This window comes from Tamilnaduibacter salinus (genome assembly GCF_003096655.1).
GTDB lineage: Bacteria > Pseudomonadota > Gammaproteobacteria > Pseudomonadales > Oleiphilaceae > Tamilnaduibacter > Tamilnaduibacter salinus.
This window is the reverse complement of sequence record NZ_QEKQ01000009.1, coordinates 106,960-125,896: the sequence shown is the minus strand read 5'-3', so window position 1 is coordinate 125,896 and position 18,937 is coordinate 106,960. Positions and strand designations below refer to the sequence as shown.

14 protein-coding genes are annotated in these 18,937 nt (G+C 61.1%); 9 read left to right on the top strand and 5 right to left on the bottom strand.

Going from position 1 to position 18,937, the window contains the following annotated elements; translation table 11 throughout:
• The first annotated feature begins 222 nt into the window (after positions 1-222).
• A complete protein-coding gene (locus C8D92_RS13745; protein WP_243402455.1) occupies positions 223-2,679 on the top strand; it encodes a penicillin-binding protein 1A in 2,457 nt (818 codons plus the stop codon).
• A gap of 227 nt (positions 2,680-2,906) precedes the next feature.
• Here the strand turns inward: C8D92_RS13745 and C8D92_RS13740 are convergent, their stop codons facing one another.
• On the bottom strand, positions 2,907-4,172 hold the full coding sequence (locus C8D92_RS13740) for a malic enzyme-like NAD(P)-binding protein (RefSeq protein WP_116919684.1): 1,266 nt from the start codon (positions 4,170-4,172) through the stop codon (positions 2,907-2,909).
• 258 nt (positions 4,173-4,430) lie between these two features.
• The gene (gene rpmE / locus C8D92_RS13735) at positions 4,431-4,649 is read right to left on the bottom strand and encodes a 50S ribosomal protein L31 (protein WP_095611970.1); all 219 of its coding nucleotides are present in this window, start codon (positions 4,647-4,649) and stop codon (positions 4,431-4,433) included.
• Between the two features lie 435 nt (positions 4,650-5,084).
• Here rpmE and C8D92_RS13730 point away from each other — a divergent pair, with 435 nt between their 5' ends.
• The 5 genes from C8D92_RS13730 (at position 5,085) to hslU (ending at position 11,704) form a co-directional block, all read left to right on the top strand.
• Complete coding sequence (locus tag C8D92_RS13730) at positions 5,085-7,253, top strand: primosomal protein N' (RefSeq protein ID WP_116919683.1); 2,169 nt, start codon at positions 5,085-5,087, stop codon at positions 7,251-7,253.
• Positions 7,254-7,356: 103 nt separating this feature from the next.
• The gene (gene argS / locus C8D92_RS13725; RefSeq protein WP_116919682.1) at positions 7,357-9,042 is read left to right on the top strand and encodes an arginine--tRNA ligase; all 1,686 of its coding nucleotides are present in this window, start codon (positions 7,357-7,359) and stop codon (positions 9,040-9,042) included.
• Positions 9,043-9,056: 14 nt separating this feature from the next.
• Positions 9,057-9,737, top strand: a complete 681-nt coding sequence (locus C8D92_RS13720; RefSeq protein ID WP_116919681.1) for an SPOR domain-containing protein — start codon at positions 9,057-9,059, stop codon at positions 9,735-9,737.
• 92 nt (positions 9,738-9,829) lie between these two features.
• Positions 9,830-10,357 carry an ATP-dependent protease subunit HslV gene (hslV, locus tag C8D92_RS13715; protein ID WP_095611059.1) on the top strand — a complete coding sequence of 176 codons (528 nt, stop codon included), beginning with the start codon at positions 9,830-9,832 and terminating at the stop codon, positions 10,355-10,357.
• Between the two features lie 9 nt (positions 10,358-10,366).
• On the top strand, positions 10,367-11,704 hold the full coding sequence (hslU, locus tag C8D92_RS13710) for an ATP-dependent protease ATPase subunit HslU (RefSeq protein ID WP_116919680.1): 1,338 nt from the start codon (positions 10,367-10,369) through the stop codon (positions 11,702-11,704).
• A 218-nt stretch (positions 11,705-11,922) separates the two neighbouring features.
• Here the strand turns inward: hslU and C8D92_RS13705 are convergent, their stop codons facing one another.
• The 3 genes from C8D92_RS13705 to rppH all read right to left on the bottom strand — a co-directional run bounded on the left by C8D92_RS13705 (position 11,923) and on the right by rppH (position 16,070).
• A complete protein-coding gene (locus tag C8D92_RS13705; protein WP_095611061.1) occupies positions 11,923-13,155 on the bottom strand; it encodes a patatin-like phospholipase family protein in 1,233 nt (410 codons plus the stop codon).
• Positions 13,156-13,237: 82 nt separating this feature from the next.
• Positions 13,238-15,550, bottom strand: coding sequence for a phosphoenolpyruvate--protein phosphotransferase (gene ptsP / locus C8D92_RS13700; protein WP_095611062.1), 2,313 nt, complete (start codon positions 15,548-15,550; stop codon positions 13,238-13,240).
• Between the two features lie 13 nt (positions 15,551-15,563).
• Complete coding sequence (gene rppH / locus C8D92_RS13695; RefSeq protein WP_095611063.1) at positions 15,564-16,070, bottom strand: RNA pyrophosphohydrolase; 507 nt, start codon at positions 16,068-16,070, stop codon at positions 15,564-15,566.
• 170 nt (positions 16,071-16,240) lie between these two features.
• On the opposite strand from rppH, the gene C8D92_RS13690 reads away from it, so the two are divergent.
• From C8D92_RS13690 to C8D92_RS13680, 3 genes are all read left to right on the top strand, one after another.
• On the top strand, positions 16,241-16,900 hold the full coding sequence (locus C8D92_RS13690) for a histidinol-phosphatase (protein WP_116919679.1): 660 nt from the start codon (positions 16,241-16,243) through the stop codon (positions 16,898-16,900).
• Positions 16,900-17,949, top strand: coding sequence for an imelysin family protein (locus C8D92_RS13685; protein WP_116919678.1), 1,050 nt, complete (start codon positions 16,900-16,902; stop codon positions 17,947-17,949). Before C8D92_RS13690 ends, C8D92_RS13685 begins: the two co-directional genes overlap by 1 nt.
• 110 nt (positions 17,950-18,059) lie before the next feature.
• Positions 18,060-18,932, top strand: a complete 873-nt coding sequence (locus C8D92_RS13680; protein WP_095611066.1) for an HDOD domain-containing protein — start codon at positions 18,060-18,062, stop codon at positions 18,930-18,932.
• Positions 18,933-18,937 lie beyond the last annotated feature (5 nt).

Genomic DNA, 18,937 nt, shown 5'->3' with positions numbered 1-18,937 from the left:
AGAGCGCCTTCACGATTACCTTTCCTGTATCGGCTCGTCAGGTCCGACCTTCAGGGGCCGGATTCTTGTCATTCCGTAAGAGAAATTCTGGCGCCCAAACGATACAATGCCGCTTTAACCGATGAGGATTGCAGAGTAGCATCGCTGGATGGGCTCCGCTTCTAAAGCAATTTCTCAGATGATAGACCTATATCCAACACTTGTCAGAAAAAAATGTCACGCATGCGCAAACTGACACACTCCCTGTTCTGGTGTTTTCTGGCCGGTTTGGCACTGGGCGCCATGACACTGTCCAGTTTTTACCTATATCTCCGCCCGGGCCTTCCGGACGTCGAACAGATCCTCGATATCCAACTACAGACGCCGTTGCGGATTTATTCCAGCGACAACAGATTAATAGCAGAATTCGGCGAAAAGAGAAGGGAGCCGGTCACAATCGACCAGATTCCTGAGTTGCAGTTGCAGGCCTTCCTGGCCGCCGAAGACGCCCGATTCTATGAGCATTCAGGGGTCGATATCAAAGGCCTCGTGCGGGCCGCGTGGGAGCTTGTATCGACAGGCTCTATCCGCTCTGGCGGCAGCACAATAACGATGCAGGTTGCAAAAAATTACTTTTTGACACGCGATCGCACATTCATTCGGAAATTCAACGAAATCCTGCTGGCCCTTCAGATGGAGCAGGAACTGTCGAAATCGACCATCATTGAGCTCTATTTCAACAAGATCTATCTGGGCAATCGTGCGTATGGGCTACAAGCGGCCGCTGAGGTCTATTACGGCCAACCCGTGCGGGAACTCACACTGGCCCAGATGGCCATGCTCGCCGGCCTGCCCAAGGCACCGTCAGCGTACAACCCGCTGGCGAATCCGGAACGGGCCCTGATCCGCCGGAACTGGATTCTCCAGCGCATGCACGACCTCGAATATATCGGGCAGGCCGCGCATGAGCTGGCATCGGACGCGCCGGTAACGGCCCGCTACCACGGTGCGGAGTCCGCCCTTGAGGCAGATTATCTGGCAGAGATGACCCGGACATGGATGGTCGAGCGTTTTGGCGACCAGGCCTATACCGACGGTTATGAAGTCTCTCTCACGATCGACAGTACCCGCCAGTCCACCGCCAACCAAGCCCTAAGGAACGGATTAAAGGCCTATGACCGGCGACATGGCTACCGCGGCCCGGTAGCCCAGGCCTCCGAGTCGGACATGGCCTCCGGCGATTTCCAGTCGATCCTGGCGCCGCACGAGTCCTATGCCGGCCTTTACCCGGCGGTCGTCACCGGTGTTTCCGATGCAGCCGCGAGGGTTTACGCCGACACAATCGGGCCGGCCACAATGGCATTCGACACGATGACCTGGGCTCGCCCGTTCCGCTCGCGCAACCGGCTCGGCCCGACACCAGAATCACCGGCGGATGTCGTGTCAGTCGGGGATGTCGTGTACGTCGAGGGCATTCCGATGGCATCGCCCCTGTCGCGCGGCGCAGCACCGAGCGAGACACCCGGGCCGACCTCGGTGCGCCTGTCGCAGGTTCCAGAAGTCCAGGGCGCTCTGGTTTCACTGGATCCGCACACCGGTGGTATCCAGTCCCTGACGGGCGGATTCAGCTTCTCCCAGAGTAAATACAACCGGGCGACTCAGGCACGCCGCCAGCCCGGCTCCAACTTCAAACCGTTCCTGTACCTGGCGGCTCTGGAACACGGGAAGACGCCAGCGACCCTGATCAACGACGCTCCCATTGTCTTCGACGACATCGACCTGGAAACCACTTGGCGCCCCCAGAATGCCAGCGGCGAATTCTACGGCCCGACCCGGCTGCGCAAGGCGCTCTATCGGTCAAGAAACCTGGTCTCCATCCGTCTGCTGCGCGAGCTGGGCATCGACAACACCGTCGAGTATCTCGGGCAGCTGGGCATTGATACCAGCCAGATGTCCCGCGATCTATCACTGGCGCTGGGCAGCGGCACGCTGACACCAATGGAAATCGCCCGCGGTTTCGCCGTGATTGCCAACGGTGGCTACAACGTCTCGCCCTACTTCGTACAAACCGTACGCAACAGCGACGGCGATGTCGTTTACGAGGCGCCAGCCGTCGTCACCTGCGACGACAATTGCGAGCAGCTGACGGAAGGCCGCCCGACACCCGCCGTGGGCTTTCCGGCCATCCAGCCGGCACCACGAGTGGCGGACGAGCGCTCCGTCTACATCCTTCACTCCATGATGAAGGACGTGGTGAGGCTGGGGACCGGGCGTAGGGCCCGGGCACTTGGCCGGGATGACATCGCCGGCAAAACCGGCACGACCAACCAGCAGCGGGACGCCTGGTTCTCCGGCTTCAATCACAACCTGGCAGCCAGCGCCTGGGTCGGCTTTGACCAGCCTCAGCCGATGGGCCGCGGCGAATATGGCGCCACCGCAGCGCTTCCGGTCTGGGCGGACTACATGGAGGTCGCTCTGGCCGGGACAGAACCCGCCAACATGCCACGCCCCAACGGACTGGTGACCGTCAAGATTGACGCCGAGACGGGGAAGCGGGCACGCCCCGACAGCAAGAACACCCTGTTTGAAATCTTCCGGACCGAAAACGCGCCGGAACCGGTGGACATTGACGCCACGGCCTCCAACGATGGCAGCAACGACAGCAACAGCGACGGCCAGATGCCGCAACAGCTGTTCTGAGACTCTGACTGCCCAACCAAGGGCCTGCCACGGAATAACACGGAATTCACGGAAAGCGTCCTCCGGACGCGGAAGAGAAACCGACGCAACCCTCCGTCACTTCTCTTTCCGTGCTTTCTGTCTCTTTCCGTGGCGAATCCATCATTAAGAGAAGGCATTCCCCGTCCTACGGACACAAAAAACCCCGCCGGGCCTGACAGCCGGGCGGGGTTTTCAGTCGGCGCCTTTTACTGAACGTCTTCGAGGGCCTTCAGCGGGTAGTGCGCCGGATAACCGTGACGCGCCACACCGGAGTCAATGGCGGCGCGTGCAACAGCAGCCGGCACAAACTCCAGAAGACGGACATCCATCGGCTTGGGCAGGATGTATTCCTTGCCAAACTCGAAAGACTCAACGTTATAGGCCTCACAGATCTCCTGCGGCACCGGCTCTCTCGCCAGATCCCGGATCGCATTGACGGCCGCGACCTTCATCTCCTCATTGATCGCACTGGCACGAACGTCCAGCGCACCACGGAAAATGAAAGGGAAGCCCAGAACGTTGTTCACCTGGTTGGGATAATCGGAACGGCCGGTGGCCATGATCAGATCATCCCGCGCCGCCAAAGCGACTTCCGGCTTGATCTCGGGATCCGGGTTCGAGCAGGCAAACACGATCGGGTTCGGCGCCATCTTCTTGAGCGTCTCAACCGGGAGCAGATCCGGGCCGGATACCCCCAGGAACACGTCCGCCCCTTCCATCGCATCATCCAGCGTGCGCGCGTCCGTATCAATCGCGAACATGGCTTTGTATTGGTTGAGGTTATCGCGCCCGGAGTGGATCACGCCCTTGCTGTCGAGCATGAAAATGTTCTCGGACTTAATGCCGCAACTGATCAGCAGCTTCATACAGGCGATCGCAGCGGCGCCGGCGCCCATGCAGACAACCTTGGCGTCTTCCACCTTCTTGCCCTGCAGGTCCAGCGCATTGAGCATACCGGCCGCCGTCACGATGGCCGTGCCATGCTGGTCGTCGTGGAAAATCGGCACGCTACACTGCTCTTTCAGTGCCCGCTCAACTTCAAAGCACTCCGGCGCCTTGATGTCCTCCAGATTGATGCCGCCAAACGTGTCGGCAATCCGGCTCACGGTGTCGATAAATGCCTGCGGGCTCTCGGAATCCACTTCGATATCAAATACGTCGATGCCGGCGAAGCGCTTGAACAGCACGCCCTTGCCTTCCATAACCGGCTTGCTGGGCAGCGGACCGAGATTCCCGAGCCCCAGAATCGCGGAACCATCCGAAATCACACCGACCAGGTTGCCTTTGCCCGTATACCGGTAGGCGTTCTCCGGATCCTTGGCGATTTCCCGAACCGGTTCCGCAACACCCGGGCTATACGCCAGGGACAGGTCACGGGAGGTTTGGGTCGGCTTGGTGATCTCCACACTCAACTTACCCGGCCGCGGTTTTTCATGGTATTCGAGGGCCGCTGTTTTCAGATCTTGAGACATTGCCACTGTTTCCGTTTGTGTCACGTTGAAAAAGTCGGAAGATACGTCGTGCCTGCCGGCGTTCCCACTGTGTCCGGCTTTATTGTCTTGTGCCCGATCGGTGGTGTCTCTCCGATCGAGAGCGCGACATTATCGCGTGCCTGCCACAGTCAAACAAGGGCGAGACACCACAAATTGATCACTCTGCATACAAAAATGGGGCGCTTGTGCGCCCCATTTTTGTTTCGCGGCCCGATTGTCTCCGGGCCCACCAGACGGTTACTTGCCGCCTTTGATCCGTCCACCGAACCGCTTCTGGAAGCGATCGATACGGCCCGCTGTGTCCATCACCTTCTGCTTGCCAGTGTAGAAGGGGTGGCACTGGGAGCAGACATCCAGTTGAATGTCCTTGCCAATGGTGGAACGGGTCTTGATTTCATTACCGCAGCTGCAGGTGGCGGTAATGTCCGAATACTCGGGATGGAGTCCGCTTTTCATGATGGAGAACCTCTTTGGCCATGCCGCCACCCGATCCAATGCCGGGCACCGCATTGTTTGAAACGAATCTCATGGCGGTTCAGAATGCAGGCCGCCAATTTGGACGCCGAATGGTATCAGAAAACCAGCTTGGCGCAATACTAGTGTCCCGTCGGGCTAATTCCTTAACCTACTGAGCTTCTGAAAAACCGAAGAGCTAGGCGTGCTGGTGAAGGTTTGGTGGTTCCAAATCGAAACAGCACAACGACGCTATTCGGTTTTTCAGAAGCTCCCGAAGGGCTTGCCTCTGAGGACTCAGAGCCTGTGTTGCCAGTCTTTGATGTGGAACCACCACACCTGCAGACTGGCGCCTTGGTCAGAGCCCTCAGAGGCAAGCAGTAGATTAAGGAATTAGCCCGACGGGACACTAGTGTCTTTCTCTGGCCAGGAGATGCCGTGACCGACACAGCCCGCATCGTACTGTCCCGCCCGCTGCGACAGGCCTTTGATTATCGCATTCCAGACGGCCAGACCGTGATGCCCGGCCAACGTGTCCGCGTCCGGTTTGGCCGACAGCAGCTCGTCGGTCTTGTGATCGCAACGGGCGTGACGCCCCCGGAAGGCCTGTCATTGCGCCCATTGGGGCCACCCCTGGAAGACTGGGCGGCACTCCCTGACGACACCCGAGAACTCATGAGCTGGGCGGCCCGTTACTATCAGCACCCATTGGGCGAGTGCCTGTTCATGGCTCTGCCTCCCGCGCTTCGTCGCGGCCAGCCAGCATCCCTGCCGACGGAAACCGGCTGGCGAGCCCGGCCCGATGCCGATCCGGACACATTGCCCCCCCAGGCTCGCAAACAGAAAATGCTCCTGAGCTGGCTGAAGCAACAACCCGATATCACCCGGGAATCCACGATCCGGGCGGAGGGATTCAGCCTTGCCCAGATCCGCGGACTGCATCAACGCGGGCTAATCGACACCGCCACGCCCAAACCACCCACACCCGATCAGGCATATCTGGACTCTCTGCCCCAGCTAACGCCGGCACAACAGGCGGCCTACCGCCATTTACCATCGCCCGGTGCCTTCACCACAACCCTGCTCTACGGAATCACTGGCAGCGGCAAAACCGAACTCTACCTTCATTATTTGCAGGAGCACCTGGGCGCCGACCAACAGGCCCTTATCCTGGTTCCCGAGATCAATCTCACTCCTCAGACGGTGCGCCGCTTCCGTCGCTACTTTGGTGAGCGCATACAGGTCTGGCACTCGGCGCTGAACGACACGGAACGATTGCGTACCTGGCTGTCGATCCGACGGGGTGACCCGGCCATCGTGATCGGCACCCGCTCGGCCGTCACGCTCCCCTATGCGGACATTGGCGCCATTGTCGTGGACGAAGAGCATGACAGCTCCTTCAAACAAGGAGAGGGCTTCCGGTACTCCGGCCGGGACCTGGCGGTCGTCCGGGGGCAGATGAACGACTGCCCCGTGATCCTGGGATCGGCAACGCCCTCCACCGAGTCCTTTCACAACGCTCGCACAGGCAAGTATCGGCTGGCGCGACTGGAAGAACGGGTGGGCGACGCACGCCCGCCGAAGATGACCCTGCTCGACATTCGCAGCCGCCCTCTGGAAGGGGGGCTGGCCCGCCCCACGCTCCAGGCCATTGGCGAGCGCATCGAGCGCGGCGAGCAGGTGCTGGTTTTCGTCAATCGACGCGGCTACGCACCGGTCATGATGTGCTTCGACTGCGGCCACATGATGGACTGCCCCCACTGCGATGCGCGCCTCACATACCACCGCCGGGACCGGGCGTTGCGATGCCACCACTGCGACTACCAACGGGCGGCGCCAACCACCTGCCCGGAATGTGACAGCGAGGCATTCCGGCCTGTCGGTCAGGGCACGGAACGCACCGAAGACATTCTGGAAGCGCAGTTCCCCGAGACACCGGTGATCCGCATCGACCGGGACAGCACCCGGCGTCGCGGACGAATCGACCAGCTTCTCGCAACGGTCAACGACGGCACACCCTGCATCCTGGTCGGCACACAGATGCTGGCCAAAGGCCATGATTTTCCGAATGTCTCACTGGTGGTGGCCGTGAACGCCGACGGCGGGCTGTTCAGTGTGGACTTCCGGGCGCCGGAGACACTGATCCAGACACTCCTTCAGGTCAGCGGCCGCGCGGGACGCCACCGCATTCCCGGACGGGTCCTGATCCAGACCTGTCACAGCGACCATCCTCTACTGCAACAGCTCTGCGAGGCGGACTACCCCGATATTGTCGATCACCTGCTGTCAGAGCGGGAAGCACTCGGACTCCCCCCATTCCGAGCCATGGCCATCCTGCGGGCAGAGAGCCGGGACATGGCCGACAGCCTCGCCTTCCTCGACCACGCTCGCCAGATGGCCGCCCGCGACGGCCTCGCCATCTGGGGCCCTCTTCCCGCCATTATTGCCCGTCGCGCCGACCGCCACCGAGCCCAACTGGTGTTGGTCGACGAGCGCCGTTCGCGCCTGCAGCGCACGCTCGCTCAACTGTGCGGGACTCTCGATCAGTCGGACAAGCCAGCAGGGCTGCGCTGGCAGATCGATGTGGATCCGATTGAAACCGGATAGAACGCGGATCATTTGAGATACCCTCCCCTTTCCGCGATAATACGCGGTCCCCAACAACGGGGGCCGCGTCCCCCGCCCGTTTTACCAACCAGACCGAGCCAGCATGAAAGAGACGGTACTCGAGCTTCTTGACGCCGCTGTGGCGGCGATGCAGTCGGACGGCATTCTGCCGGCGGACCAGACCTTCACGCCCGGCGTGGAACACGCCCGCGACAAGGCACATGGCGACTTTGCGACCAATATCGCCATGGTGACCGCCAAGGCGGCGCGCAAACCGCCGCGCGAGGTGGCCCAGGCCGTCATCGACCGTCTGCCTGAGAGTCACGCCGTCGATAAGGTCGAGATTGCCGGCCCCGGCTTCATCAACTTCTTCATGAGCGACGCCAGCAGCTTTGACGTCGTACGACGCATTCTGGAAAAAGGCGAAGCGTTCGGTCGGAGCAACAGTGGCGGGGGCGAATCGGTCCAGATCGAGTTCGTTTCCGCCAACCCAACCGGGCCGCTCCATGTCGGTCATGGCCGCGGCGCGGCGATCGGTGACAGTCTGGCCCGCCTGCTCGACGCGACGGGCTACAATGTCACCCGGGAGTTCTATTACAACGACGCGGGCGCCCAGATCGATAACCTGGCCCTGTCCGTACAGGCCCGGGCCAAAGGCATGACGCCGGATGATGACGGCTGGCCGGAAGACGGCTATCGCGGCGACTACATTCAGGACGTGGCCAGGGCCTACCTCGCGGGGGAGACCGAAACGGCAGACGACCGCGAAGTCACAGCGGCGGCCGATCCGGACAACCTCGATGCGATCCGCGAGTTCGCGGTGGCCTACCTGCGCAAGGAGCAGGATCAGGACCTGAAGGCTTTTGACGTCCGGTTCGACGTCTACTTCCTGGAGTCCTCACTGTACGACGATGGCAAGGTGGACGAGACTGTCCGGGCTCTCGAGGCGAATGGCTACACCTACGAGCAGGATGGGGCCACCTGGTTGCGCACCACGGATTTCGGGGACGACAAGGACCGGGTCATGCGTAAGAAGGAAGGCGGTTACACCTACTTCCTGCCGGACGTGGCCTACCACCTGGACAAGTGGCGGCGCGGCTTCAGCACGGTGATCAACGAGCAGGGTGCCGATCACCACTCGACCATTACGCGCGTCCGCGCCGGGCTGCAGGCACTGAAGGCGGACATTCCGGAAGGCTGGCCCGACTATGTACTGCACCAGATGGTGTTGGTCACCCGCTCCGGCGAAGAGGTCAAACTCTCCAAGCGTGCCGGCAGTTACGTCACCCTACGGGATCTCATCGAAGAAGTCGGCCGCGATGCAACGCGCTTCTTCCTGGCCGCTCGCCGGGTCGATTCCCAGCTGACATTCGACATTGACCTGGCCCGTTCTCAGACCAACGAAAACCCGGTGTACTACATCCAGTACGCCCACGCCCGGATCTGCAGTATGCTGGAGAAGCTCGCAGAGACCGGCGTGGATACATCGACATTGGCACTGACCGATAAGCTCGACGGCCTGTCCCTGGAGGCGGAGCGGGATCTGGCGAATGAGCTGGCCCGTTATCCCGAACTGGTCGCTTCAGCTGCCGCCCAGCGCGAGCCTCACCAGATCAGTCAGTACCTGCGGGACCTGGCGGGGGCGTTCCACACTTACTACAACGCCCATAAGGTGCTCGTGGAGGACGAGTCGGTCCGCGATGCCCGTGTTGCCCTCTGCCTCGCCGTGCGGCAAGTCATCCGGAACGGGCTGGGATTGCTCGGCGTCAGCGCTCCCACGTCAATGTAATCGGACCAGGTGCCATGACCAAAGACTACGCCTCCCGCTCACAGCGGGGAAAACCGCGGGGTGCGGCTCCGACAAAACCGGCCGGCAAGCCCCGCACCAGACCCGCACCCAAGCGCGCGACGGCCCGACCGTCACGTCAGGGCGGGAGTCTGTCGCTGCGCTGGATCCTCTCCCTGGCGCTGGTCGGCGGTTTTGTTGGCTTCATTGTCTACCTGAACACGCTGCCCGTTGATCCGTCACCATCCCAACCGGCAGAGAGCGACGCATCCGACGGCTCGGTCGGTACCGGGGCCGCCGATACGGAAAACGCGCAGGAAACGTCGACAACTTCCGACCAGCCGAAGAAACAATCCTTCGAGTTTTACGAGATGCTCCCGGAGTCCGAGGTGGTCCCCCCGGAGGTCGAGGCCTATCAGCCGGGGCCGTCGGAGGCGAAGGACCACTTCCAGTACGTCGTCCAGGCGGGATCGTTCAAGGGAGAGAAGGATGCCGAGCGCCAGCGCGCCGAGATTGCCTTCCAGGGGTTACGAGCGCACGTGAAAAAGGTGACGCTCGACAGTGGAACGGTCTGGTATCGGGTGTCGGTCGGTCCGTTCGAGTCACGAAGCAAGATGAACAGCGCCCTGGACCGACTCGTCAGCATCGATATCCAACCGCTCGTAAGGAAAGTGCCGAATAAGTCTGACAGCGGCTGACCACTCGCTTGTCATTTCGTGCAGACTCTCTTGAATTCGCCGGATTCACCCTAATCTGGGGAAGAGACCATTCGTGATTAACGGGAGTCTGCATGACAACCATCCTCTCTGTCCGCCGGGGTGACTCGGTCGCCATCGGTGGCGACGGCCAGGTGTCGCTTGGCAATACCCAGATGAAGGGCAACGCGCGCAAGGTTCGGCGACTGTACAACGGCAAGGTCATTGCTGGCTTTGCGGGCGGCACCGCCGACGCCTTCACCCTGTTCGAGCGATTCGAAGCGCAGCTGGAGAAGAATCAGGGCAACCTCACCCGTTCGGCCGTTGAGCTGGCGAAGGACTGGCGAACAGACCGGGCATTGAGGCGACTGGAGGCCTTACTTGCGGTGGCGGATGAAACCGCGTCACTGATCATTACCGGCAACGGGGACGTGATCGAGCCGGAAGACAGCCTCATAGCCATCGGCTCGGGCGGCCCCTACGCCCAGGCAGCGGCACGCGCGATGCTCGACACCACCGAACTGGATGCCCGGTCCATTGTCGAAAAAGGGCTGGATATCGCCGCTGACATCTGCATCTACACCAATCACAACCGCACTCTGGAAGTGCTCGGCAAGGAGTAATGACCTGCCATGTCTGGAATGACACCCCGTGAGATCGTTCATGAGCTGAACAAGCACATTATCGGGCAGGAAGAGGCCAAGCGGGCCGTTGCGGTCGCCCTGCGCAATCGCTGGCGGCGTATGCAGCTGGATTCCGCTCTGCGCGATGAAATCACCCCGAAGAACATCCTCATGATCGGTCCGACCGGCGTCGGCAAAACAGAAATTGCCCGCCGCCTCGCGAAATTGGCCGAAGCCCCTTTCCTCAAGATCGAGGCCACAAAGTTCACAGAAGTGGGCTATGTTGGCCGCGACGTGGAGTCGATCGTCCGTGATCTAACGGATATGGCCGTCTCCATGCTTCGCGAAAAGGAAATGAAGCGCCACGAACACCGGGCCCTTGATGCGGCGGAAGACCGCGTGCTGGACGCCCTGCTGCCCCCCGCACGCAGCCTGGAGGAGGACAGTCAGTCCAGTGGTTCCCAGAATGATAACTCGACCCGCCAGCTGTTCCGTAAAAAGCTGCGGGAGGGCGAGCTGGATGACCGGGAAATCGAGATCGATGTCTCGCAGTCCGGTGCTGGCGTAGAGATCATGGCGCCTCCAGGCATGGAGGAAATGACCAGCCAGCTGCAGAACCTGTTCTCCAACATGAGCCAGGATCGGCGCAAAACCCGGAAGATGAAGGTGGCTGACGCCATGGCCGCGGCCAAAGAGGAAGAGGCTGCCAAACTGGTCAACGAAGAGGAAATCAAGCAACGGGCCATTGAGGCGGTTGAGCAGAATGGCATCGTGTTTGTCGATGAGATCGACAAGGTCGCCAAGGGAAACGAAAACAGCTCCGGCGATGTGTCGCGGGAAGGCGTGCAACGCGACCTCCTGCCCCTGATCGAGGGCAGCACGGTGAGCACCAAGTACGGCATGGTCCGGACCGATCACATCCTGTTCATTGCCTCCGGCGCCTTCCACCTGTCCAAGCCGTCGGACCTCATCCCGGAATTGCAGGGCCGGCTTCCCATTCGCGTAGAACTCCAGGCTCTCACACCGGATGATTTCAAGCGCATCCTGACCGAGCCTTCAGCGTCACTGGTCCAACAGTATGAGGCGCTGATGGAAACGGAAGAGGTGAACCTGACCTTTGCCGAGGACGCCATCGAGCGACTGGCGCAGGTGTCCTGGAAGGTGAACGAGTCCACCGAGAACATCGGCGCGCGGCGACTGCACACGGTCATGGAGCGGCTGCTGGAGGAAATCTCCTATGATGCCGGAGACCGCGTCACCGGCAACTTCGAGATCACCGCCGACTATGTCGACGAGAAACTCGGCGACCTGTCCGAAGATGAGGACCTGAGTCGGTATATTCTCTAAGGCGACGAGACGGCCAGGGATGGCTTTTGTTATCCGGCTACGGAACGACCTGAAAGCTCAGACGACACAGGTGTGTCTGAAGGTTTTAAAGTCAGAAAGTTTTAAAGCGGGTGGCCGTTCGGACATGGTCAGTCAGCTTGCCGACTTTTCGACTTTAAGACCTTAAAACTTTAAAACCTTTTCCGCGTTCTTCCGCGGGTTCCGTGGCAATGATTTCTTTACTGCGCCTTCCGAAACAGGTCGGTCACGTTATCAAGACGGTCGGCGACGCCACGCCTTTTCCCACCCTTCGCCACGTAGAGCGGCAGCATTTCACCGTACAGGCTCGTGCTGATTGTTCGATTCCTGTCTTCCAGCACCTCCCGATTGACGGTGACACCATATGGCGCCAGGCGACGCTCGAGGTCGTCAGCCCGGGACAGAAGGTCGCGCCGGGTCATCTGGTAGGCGTGCTCACAGACCATGCGACGGGACTTGAAGCTGAACACGTTGGAGAAAAACAGCTTGGCATCATCCCGTGTCGGTTCGAACAACAGGATATCCCGATCCGGATAGTCGCGGGCATACTGAGCAATGCCGGACTGCATCCGTGAGTACACCATGGTCCGGAACGTCTGGGACAGGACGTTTGGCATGCCCGAGTGGGTAATGGCCCCTGGCTTCATGGAGCCGTTGCGAACGGCCGCACTGGCATCGATCGGCACCTGGGGATTCACCGCCAGCACCAGGTCCGCACCATCCTCAAAGGCGACGGAAGCGTGCAGGCCTTTACGGATCGTGCCATCCAGATAATAGCGACCATCGATTTCCACGGGAAGGTACACGCCCGGTGACGACGTGCTCGCCTGAATGGCGCGGGAGATGGGCACGTGGTCATACCCCGGCGCCCCGAAACAGACCGCTTCCGTGCTCTCCACATCGGCCGCCACCACATAGAGGCTGCGCCGCAGACGCCGGAAGTCGTTGGTACGGCCCAGCATGGTAAAGGTGCGAGCCAGGTAGTCCTGCAGCCCTTCATTGTCGAACAGACCCGCTGGTGCGACCTGAGAGAGAACCGTCAGCGCTTCGAGAAAACTCTGGTCGTAGGGATTGTTCAGAAAGCGGGTGACCGCCTCGGTCAGCAGCCCCGGCGCGGACAACAGACGCCGCCCAAGCTCCCGGAATGCTGGCCTGTAGAACACCTCCGGGTGGAACGGATGCACTTCCGCTTCGTTCTTGACGAAAATCCGGCACAACTGAGCGGTGGTCATCTGATTCGCCAGGTTGGCACTGACGAAGGACCCGGCGTTAACGCCGACATACACATCCAGATCATTGAAATCCACCCCGTCCAGCGCTTCATCCAGCGCACGGAGGGCACCGATTTCATAGATCCCACCGAGCGGACCGCCGCCGCCCAGTGCCAGCCCGATGCGGGGCCGCTCTGTGTTGTCCGTTGATCTGACCGCCATCAACACCCTCTGTCACTGCCATATTACCGACCGTATGCCGGATTCCTCTGGAAAGCTATCAGGCCGGGTTAGAGTAAACACCCTATTCCACAGCACTCCGATACCGGGGCGCCGCCGCAAAACTCCGCTCCGGACGCAGATAGCGCCCGAAACCGGCACTTCTCAACGCCAGGTCCACACAACTCTTGATGACGTGGGGCGAGTCCAGCTCCAGCACGTCATGCAACAGTTCCCGGGACCAGTCAGACGTGATACTGCGGATCACCGATTTCACCTTCGGCAGGCTGGCCGCGTTCATCGACAGGGCATCGTAGCCCATGGCCATGAGCAAAACGGCACCCCCGGGGTCCCCCGCCAGCTCACCACAGATGCTGACAGGCTTTCCAACGGCGTGCCCGCCCTCCACAATCTGCACCAGCGCCTGAAGCACCGCGGGATGGAACGAATGATACAGCGACGCCACCCGTGGGTTATTCCGGTCCACCGCCAGCAGGTACTGCGTCAGGTCGTTGGAGCCCACGGACAGGAAGTCGACCCGGTCCGCGAGCTCCCGCACCTGATAAACAGCCGCCGGCACCTCGATCATAACACCGACCCGGGGCATGGTGACGTTGTACCCCTCCTCGCGCACTTCATGGTAAACGCGATAGATCAGATGCAGCGATTCCTCGACTTCCGAGACGTTGCTGACCATCGGCAGCATGATTCGGAGGTTGTCGAGCCCTTCGCTCGCCTTGAGCATGGCCCGGACCTGAACCAGAAAGATCTCCGGGTGATCCAGTGTGACCCGGATGCCGCGCCAGCCCAGGAAAGGGTTCTCCTCGCTGATCGGGAAATAGGTCAGCGCCTTGTCACCCCCAATATCCAGCGTCCGCATGGTCACGGCGTTGGGGGCAAAGGCCTCAAGCTGTTCGCGATAGTAGGCCCGCTGCTCCTGCTCAGAAGGGAAACGCTCATTAATCATGAACGGCACTTCAGTGCGATACAGACCGATGCCTTCGGCGCCATGACTGATCGAGCGGGCAACGTCGGTGACCAGCCCCGTGTTGACCAGCAACGACACACGCTGCCCGTCCAGCGTGATACAGGGCTTGTCCCGCAGTTCCTCGAGGCCGCGGAACAGCTCGTCTTCCTCGTCGCAGATTTCCTGATAGATCGCCCGCAGCTCCTGGGATGGTGACGCATAGATCACCCCCTCAAAGCCATCGACGATCAACTCCCGGCCGTTGAGGCGATTGACGGGCATGTCCACCATCCCCATGACCGTCGGCACCCCCATCGCGCGGGCCAGGATCGTTACGTGCGAGTTGCTCGAGCCGCGCACCGACACCAGGCCGGCGAGTTGACCGCGCGGGACCTCGCCAAGCATGGCCGGCGTGAGTTCATCGCTGACGAGGATGGTCCGATCCGGGTAGGTGACCTCCTCCTGCTCGCCTTCCTGGAGACGGGACAACAAACGGCGCCCCAGATCCCGGATATCCACTGCGCGCTCGCGCAGGTAGAGATCCCCCATCAGCTCGAAATGGCGCACGTACTGCTGCACCACCTGCTTGAGCGCCCCCTGGGACCACTGCCCGTCTTCGATACGGCGTATGACTTCGCCTGGCAGGGCATTGTCGTCAAGAATCCGGAGATAGACGTCAAAGAGCGCCTGCTCTTCGGGACGAAGCTGAGGAGCAAGCCGCTCGGCCACGAGCTGGATATCCTCCCGCACCGCAACAACAGCCTGACGGAAGTGCTCGCACTCCGCTTCCGGGTCGGAAACGGTCTTGTCCGGCACGGCGTCCAGATCCGCCGGAGGGTAAACCACGACCCCCGCGCCAATGGCCACACCGGTTGCGCCAGCCACGCCCCGGAAGCTGACGTCCTCGGAGGACTCCTCACCGGTCAGCGACAGACCACTGATCGCCCCGGTCGCCTCACTGTGGGCAATCACGCCCGCCAGTTGGGCGGAAATGGTAACCAGGAAGGCTTCCTCACCCTCGTTGAAGCAGCGGGAACTGTCCCGCTGCTGCACCACCAGTACACCCAGTACCCGTCGGTGGTGAATGATGGGAACGCCAAGGAATGAACGGAAGCGTTCCTCACCGGTCTCGGGGAAATACCGATAGCGGGGATGCTGAGTCGCATCCTCCAGGTTGATGGGCTCCTCTCGAGCGCCCACAAGCCCGATCAGCCCTTCGGACTGGGACATGCTGACCCGGCCAATGGCCTCTTTGTAGAGGCCCTCGGTGGCCATCAGGATGTACTTGTTGGAATCCGGGTCGTGCAGATAGACCGAGCAGACCTCGGTGTCCATGGCCGACTGAACACGGGACACAATGATGTCCAGAGACTCCTGAAGATCCCGGGCACCATTGACCTCCTGTACGATGCTTCGAAGCGTGCTCAGCATAGAGGGTTGTTCGTCACCTGTTGTTCTGCGTCAAACGCTGCTCCAGGTCGTGGAACAGCCTCGGGGCCAACTCCCGCAGGGCGCGGCGGTAGACCTCTCGTTTGAAGGAAACCACCTGCCCGAGCGGATACCAATAGCTGACCCATTGCCAGCCGTCGAATTCTGGCGAGTCCGTCTCTTCGACGGACACCGCCTCATCCGATGACATTAATCTGAGCAGGAACCATTTCTGCTTTTGCCCAATGCACACCGGTTGTGAGTGGTAACGCACCATGCGCCGGGGCAGACGGTAGCGAAGCCAGCCGCGCGTACAGCTGATGATTTCCACATCCTGCTGCCCGAGCCCGACCTCCTCTCCCAGCTCACGGTAAAGCGCCTGTTCGGGCGACTCGTTCCGGTCAATGCCGCCCTGTGGAAACTGCCAGGCGTTCTGTCCGATGCGTCGTGCCCAGAGAACCTCACCCCGATGGTTGGCCAGAATGATTCCGACGTTCGGTCTGAAACCGTCGGAGTCGATCACGTTGTTATCCTATTCATCTTCTGGCGCTGCGCGATTCGGGCACAGGGCCATCCAGCGCAGCTGCCACAATTTACCCAAGTTATTCTCATTCTTGCAGATAGGATACCCGTCGGCAAACGAGGGCCGTTTCGGTAAACTGCCCGTCATCACTGACAGACGGGGATGCCACCGTGAGCCTGGCGATATTCGATCTCGACAATACCCTGATCCGGGGTGACAGCGACCACGCCTGGGGCGAATTTCTGGTTCGTGAAGGCGTGGTGGACGCCGATGCGTACCAGCGCGCCAATGACCGCTTCTATCAGGCCTATCTCGATGGCAGCCTGGACATCCACCGCTACCTGGCCTTTGCGCTGGAACCACTGGCCCGTCACGAGCCCGCCGAACTGGAGGCTCTGCGTCGCCGGTTCATGTCGGAGTGCGTGGAACCCATGGGCCTGAACGCCGCATTCGACCTGTTGCGCCGGCACCGGGAAGACGGCCACACCCTGCTGATCATCACGGCGACAAACCGGTTCGTGACCCAGCCCATTGCCGACTGGCTCGGTGTCGATGACCTGATTGCCACTGAGCCGGAAATGGTCAACGGTCGCTATACGGGGCGGGTATCCGGCACGCCCAGCTTCCGGGACGGCAAGGTGGCTCGACTGGAAGCCTGGCTTGAGGGCCACCACCACGACCTGGACACGGCCTGGTTCTACAGCGACTCCCACAACGACCTGCCACTTCTGGAGCGCGTTGGTCACCCCGTTGCGGTGGACCCTGATCCGACCCTGGCTTCCTCCGCCCGCGAACGCGGCTGGCCGGTGCTCTCACTGCGGGAGGCGTGATGGTACGGAGGTGGTTCGGAATTGGCCTTATCGTGCTGGTGCTCGCCGGTTGCGACTCAGCGCCAGAACCGCCCCCGACAGTCGCCTCCTCAGCTGGCACGGCGCTCTCGGACAACCTGAAAACCCTGGTCCGCGGGCAGTTGATCGACAGTTGCGACAGCGCCAGCGCGCTCAGCGATGCCGTGAACGGGCTGCTCAACGAGCCGACACCGGACAGCCTGAACACCGCAAAAGTCGCATGGAAGGCCGCCCACCGGGAATACCAGGCCATCGCCCTGCTCTACCAGCTGGCTGACACGGCACCGCCCCACTGGTATCAGGGCCGGCGCGATCCGGTGGATGCGCACCCCATACTGCCCGGCTACCTGGATCAGGTGCCTGGCTACCCAAACAGCGGGCTGGTCTACTCGGAAACGCCCCTGACCCCGTCGTTTCTTAAAAACGCGCACCAGTCGATCGACTTCTATTACCTGACCCTCGGCTTTCATCCCATGGAATTTCTCCTGTGGGAACGACCGGGAGAGGTCCATCCGGCCCAGATTTACGAATCCGCGCAAGACGGTGACAATCAAGGCGTCCGAACCCAACGCCGTCGGCGCACGCTTCTCCGATTGATTGCCGAACGTCTGGAGAACGACCTCAACGCTCTGTGCACGCCGCCGAACCAGGCCTATCTGCTCCGTGCGCTCCATCAGCGGATGGCCAGGACCGAAAGCGTCACTGGCGTCCTCACAGACACACTCGAGACAACGTTGGGCGAGGTTCTGGAAAGACGCCAGAACCACCCGTCGGGTCAGACGGAAGAGGGAATGCCCGTCGCGCACAGCCCCTGGGCCGGCGCCGACATGGCCGAGTGGCAGCACCTGATTTCCGATCTGCGAACATCCTGGCTGCCCGCCCTGGCGGAAGACGACGAGCCGGAGGCCCTGTCGACCGCACTTCAGTCCCTGGAGGAAGCCATCCGCAGGCTGCCGGAGTCACCCTTCGGTGAGTCGATTGATCCGGTGCTGGAGGCGCTGGCGCAGCTCAAAACACGAGCCGGCGATTAGCAACCCCAGCGACAGACCTGATCAGCCACCCCAGTAACGCTCGGAAACAGCGAAACGGGTCGGGTTTGGTTACACTGATGATCCGTTGAGCCTGCACATGAGAACCAGCCATGCCGCCCGAACTCTCCAACGATCAGATCCAGACCATTCTCCAGGGCATCCGCATCCCGCCGCAGCCCCAGATTCTGGTGGACCTGCAGATGGAGCAGGCCATGCCCTCGTCGGACACGGATCAGATCGCGCAGTTGATCCGGCAGGATGTATCGCTATCGGGCATGATGCTCAAGTTCGTGAACAGTCCTTTCTACGGCCTGCGCAACAAGATCACCTCCATTGAGCAGGCGCTGGACCTTCTGGGCCCTTCAACGGTCGTCAACATCGTCAACGGTCTGTCCATCAAAGGCGAGATGTCCGACGACGCCATCGTCCGCCTGACGAACTTCTGGGACACCGCCACCGATATCGCCATGGTTTCCGCGACAATCGCCAAACACATTGGCGCCCGCAACCCGGACGAATCCTACGCGCTGGGCCTGTTCCACAATGCCGGCATCCCACTGATGCTGGACCGGTTCCGGGACTACGAGAACGTCATGATTGAGGCCTACGGTTCACCCACTGAGCGTATCATCGACATGGAGAACCGGTACTTCAATACCAACCATGCGGTGGTGGGCTACTACACCGCGAAGTCCTGGAACCTGCCGCGCCCGATCTGCGATGCCATCGCTGAGCACCACACCGTCGTTCCGCTCTTTGCCAACCGGGATGCCACCCATGGTGACAAGAAAACGCTTCTGGCCACCCTGAAGATCGCCGAGCATCTGTGTGGCAATTACCGGGTTCTGGGGCAGCAGGAGGAGGACTACGAGTGGCAGCAGATCGAAACCGACGTCCTCGAATACGTCGGCCTGACGAGCTTCGATCTGAGCACGATGGCAGAGAATTTCCGCGACATGGGGATTGACGCTTACTGGGACTGATCGGA

Bases quoted from the DNA above. Each gene is read 5' to 3' on its own strand.
- C8D92_RS13745 (WP_243402455.1), top strand. From the start codon at position 223: ATGCGCAAACTGACACACTCCCTGTTCTGGTGTTTTCTGGCCGGTTTG.
- C8D92_RS13740 (WP_116919684.1), bottom strand. From the start codon at position 4,172: ATGTCTCAAGATCTGAAAACAGCGGCCCTCGAATACCATGAAAAACCG.
- rpmE (WP_095611970.1), bottom strand. From the start codon at position 4,649: ATGAAAAGCGGACTCCATCCCGAGTATTCGGACATTACCGCCACCTGC.
- argS (WP_116919682.1), top strand. From the start codon at position 7,357: ATGAAAGAGACGGTACTCGAGCTTCTTGACGCCGCTGTGGCGGCGATG.
- C8D92_RS13720 (WP_116919681.1), top strand. From the start codon at position 9,057: ATGACCAAAGACTACGCCTCCCGCTCACAGCGGGGAAAACCGCGGGGT.
- hslV (WP_095611059.1), top strand. From the start codon at position 9,830: ATGACAACCATCCTCTCTGTCCGCCGGGGTGACTCGGTCGCCATCGGT.
- hslU (WP_116919680.1), top strand. From the start codon at position 10,367: ATGTCTGGAATGACACCCCGTGAGATCGTTCATGAGCTGAACAAGCAC.
- C8D92_RS13705 (WP_095611061.1), bottom strand. From the start codon at position 13,155: ATGGCGGTCAGATCAACGGACAACACAGAGCGGCCCCGCATCGGGCTG.
- ptsP (WP_095611062.1), bottom strand. From the start codon at position 15,550: ATGCTGAGCACGCTTCGAAGCATCGTACAGGAGGTCAATGGTGCCCGG.
- C8D92_RS13685 (WP_116919678.1), top strand. From the start codon at position 16,900: ATGGTACGGAGGTGGTTCGGAATTGGCCTTATCGTGCTGGTGCTCGCC.
- C8D92_RS13680 (WP_095611066.1), top strand. From the start codon at position 18,060: ATGCCGCCCGAACTCTCCAACGATCAGATCCAGACCATTCTCCAGGGC.